Genomic DNA, 2,797 nt, shown 5'->3' on the forward strand with positions numbered 1-2,797 from the left:
GGGTTACCGTGGTCAGCGGTAGGGGGCCGAAGCGACCCGAGGATTGGATGGGGACGACATGCCCAAGAGCGCGGACGACGGCCAGGTCTTCCGGATCACCGGGGCCCGCAGCAGCCTGACCGAGGACGTCCGGGGGCGGCAGCGCCGCTACGTCATCTCGATGCTGATCCGCACCGCGTGCGTGCTGCTCGCGGTGATCCTCTGGGACGTCCAGCGCTGGCTCGCCTTCGCCGCGCTGGCCGGCGGCATCCTGCTGCCCTACTTCGCCGTGCTGATCGCCAACGCGGGCCGCGAGCGCGCCCCGGGCCTGCCGTCGACGTTCGCCTTCGCCCCCGACACCCCGCTGATGCTGGGTCCGGGCGGGACGGGGGGCGGCGGTGCGGGCGCCGAGAAGCAGTCGCAGGACTGAGCTTCCCTCAATTTCCCTGCCCGATATCTCCGTTCATGTGGTGGTATGACGGTCGGAAAGCTCAGACGATCCTCAAATTAATCACCGGACAGTCCCACCTGTGACCCTCCGGCCGTGCCATACTTCCTTAGCGCTCCGCATCCCCCGTCGGAGCGACAGACCGACGCCGGGCAGCTCCCCCCGTGGCTGCCCGGCGTCGTCATGTCCGGCGTCGTCATGTCCGGCGTCGTCATGTCCAGTGCCGTCGCGCCCGGCGCCGTCGCGCCCGGCATAGGATCGACCGCATGGACACCGCGCACCCCCTCTTCGGCACCCCCGCCGGCCACTCCGGCCCCGACGGCCCCCCGAAGTGCTCCGCCAAGGGCTGCCGCGACCTCGCCGCCTGGTCCCTGCGGTGGAACAACCCCAAGCTCCACACCCCCGACCGCCGCAAGACCTGGCTCGCCTGCGACGCCCACCGCGAATCGCTCAGCCAGTTCCTCGCCGTCCGCGGCTTCCTCAAGGAGACCGAGCCCTTCGACCGGGACGCGCCCTCCGCCGACTGACGCCGGCCACCGCCCCGCGTCCCCGTTCTGCGCCACCGCGTCCCCGCCCCGCCCGCAGCGCGCCCCGCGCTGCCCGCACCGCCCGCCCTCGTGGCGGGCGGTCGTTTTTCGGCCACTACTGCGTCATGGGCATGACGAAATCTGCAGGTCACGGGGTGGTCTCTCGCCGCGCGATCCATTGACAGGGGCTCGAAGCCGCTGCTGGAATGGCGGCGCCCGATGTGGGAGCGCTCCCACATTGCTGGCTCCGCTTCCCTTTTCGGCCCGGCCCCGCCGCCGGATGCCCACGTTCGGGAGATCCGCCATGCACGTCTTGCCCGCCCGCAGTGCCGTTGCCTCTCCCGTACGGACGGGGGTGGCCCGGTGAGCGGGATCGAGGAGACCGTGCTGCGGCTGTGGACGGAGTCCGTGGGCGCGGCGCCCGCCGGACCGGGGGTGGACTTCTTCGAGGCGGGCGGGACGTCGCTCGCGCTGGTGCAGTTCCTGGCCGGGGTGCAGGACGCCTACGGGGTGGAACTGCCGCTGGACCGCCTGTTCACCGGGGGGTTCACCCCCGCCGGGGCGTCCGCCGCCGTCGAGCAGGCCCTGGTCGAATCCGCCGACGTCGCCGAACTCGAAGCACTGGAGGCCGAGTTGGACGGCCTGAGCGACGAGGAGATCCGCGCCCTGCTGGCCGAGGGGACGTAACGCTCCGATGGCCCTGTTCCTGATGGTGACTCATGGCAGCGACGGCGACGTACTGCCGTTCGTCGGTCTCGGCGCGGCACTGGTCCGGGCCGGCCACCGGGCGGTGCTGCTGACGCACGCGCCGTACCGGCCGGCGGCGGAGGAAGCCGGTCTGGGCTTCGCCGCGATCGACGGCGAGGCCGAGTTCGAGAGCGTGCTCGCGGACACCCCGGGGCTGCTGGGGAGCGCGCCGCACCGGGCGGGCTGGGCCGGCTTCTACCGCCGCAACGCCCTGTTCGAGCAGATCGCGGCCGAGTGCCGCACCCTCGCCGACCTGCACGTCCCGGGCGGGACGGTACTGGTCGGGCGACACACCTCCGCCGTCTCGGTGCGGTTCGCCGCCGAACTGCTGCGCGCCCCCGTCGCCTGGGTGGCCCTCGCGCCGACGCAACTGCTCGCGGTGCCGGTCGCCGCGTACCTGTACGGCGCCGAGCTGGCCGCCGGGATGCAGGAGGTCCGCGACGGTCTCGGCCTGCCCGAAGTGCCGGACTGGCGGGCCTGGTTCGCCGGTGCGGACACCGAACTCGGCCTGTGGCCGGGCTGGTTCGACGCCGCCGGCCCGCGCGCCCCGGCCCGGGTCGCACTCACCGGCTTCCCGCTCGCCGACACCTCGACCCGCGCGCTCGGCACCCGGCGCGGCGCGGCCGCGAGGCCGTTCGGCGCGATGTCGGGCGCAGCGGCTGGCGCGGCGGCCGGCGCGGCGGCCGGCGGGCCTTGTGAGGAGCCGTCCGGTGGACCGTCCGCCGAACCGGCCGAGGACCCGTTCGACGGTCTGTTCCCGGTCGGCACCCGGCCCGTGCTGGCCACCGGCGGGACGGGCCGGATGCTGGCCGCCGACTACTACCCGGCGCTGCTGGCCGCCGCCGAGCGGACGGGCCTGCCGACCCTGCTGGTGGTCCGGCACCGCGACCTGCTGCCGGACGTGCTGCCGGAGAACGTCCGCTGGTCGCCGGGGCTGGACTTCGCCCGCGCGATGCCGCACGCGGCCGCGGTGGTGCACCACGGCGGCATCGGCACGCTGGCCCGAGCGCTCACGGCCGGCGCCCCGCAGGTGCTGATGGCGGACGGGGTGGACCGCCCGGACAACGCGGCCCGGCTGGCCCGGCTGGGCCTGGCC

At 74.4% G+C, this 2,797-nt stretch carries 4 protein-coding genes; all 4 read left to right on the forward strand.

The annotated features are described in order from the left end of the window. Positions 1-58: 58 nt before the first annotated feature. Entirely contained in the window at positions 59-409 is a 351-nt protein-coding gene (locus ACFUEL_RS37935; protein ID WP_380242511.1) for a DUF3099 domain-containing protein, read from the forward strand. Positions 410-693: 284 nt separating this feature from the next. Continuing rightward, positions 694-954: a hypothetical protein gene (locus tag ACFUEL_RS37940; protein WP_380242512.1), complete on the forward strand. Its 261-nt coding sequence runs from the start codon at positions 694-696 to the stop codon at positions 952-954. A gap of 363 nt (positions 955-1,317) precedes the next feature. Continuing rightward, positions 1,318-1,641, forward strand: coding sequence for an acyl carrier protein (locus tag ACFUEL_RS37945; RefSeq protein ID WP_380242514.1), 324 nt, complete (start codon positions 1,318-1,320; stop codon positions 1,639-1,641). Positions 1,642-1,648: 7 nt separating this feature from the next. Further along, the coding region (locus ACFUEL_RS37950; RefSeq protein ID WP_380242516.1) for a glycosyltransferase at positions 1,649-2,797 on the forward strand (1,149 nt) is incomplete at its 3' end.

The sequence above is a fragment of the Kitasatospora sp. NPDC057198 genome (assembly GCF_042670125.1).
Classification (GTDB): Bacteria; Actinomycetota; Actinomycetes; order Streptomycetales; family Streptomycetaceae; genus Kitasatospora.